General features: G+C 75.3%; 1 protein-coding gene. It reads right to left on the bottom strand.

Going from position 1 to position 401, the window contains the following annotated elements; genetic code table 11:
- Positions 1–401 (bottom strand): hypothetical protein (locus JHD64_RS22100; RefSeq protein WP_233170653.1); only part of this gene is annotated, 401 nt, incomplete at both ends.

The raw sequence follows: 401 nt of genomic DNA, 5'->3' as shown, positions 1-401 counted from the left end.
CCCCCCCCCCCCCCCCCCCCCCCCCCCCCCCCCCCCCCCCCCCCCCCCCCCCCCCCCCCCCCCCCCCCCCCCCCCCCCTTTTCAAGCAGAAGACGGAATACGAGATCCTTGTTAATGTCTCGTGGGCTCGGAGATGTGTATAAGAGACAGGGCCAGCTGCGGCAGCCCCAGTAATGCGGGCCGGCTTCCGGATGCCGGCTGCGCAAATGCTGCAGCAGCTGGCCAATGGCCGGGCCGGCCGTCGCCAGGGCCTGTCTCTTATACACATCTGACGCTGCCGACGAACGAACAACAGTGTAGATCGCGGTGGTGGGGGGGGCATTAGGGGGGGGGGGGGGGGGGGGGGGGGGGGGGGGGGGGGGGGGGGGGGGGGGGGGGGGGGGGGGGGGGGGGGGGGGGGG

Origin of the sequence: Aquitalea sp. ASV15 (genome assembly GCF_016429115.1) — a bacterium.
In the GTDB taxonomy this organism is placed as follows: domain Bacteria; phylum Pseudomonadota; class Gammaproteobacteria; order Burkholderiales; family Chromobacteriaceae; genus Aquitalea; species Aquitalea magnusonii.
This window is presented reverse-complemented; position numbering and strand designations above follow the sequence as displayed.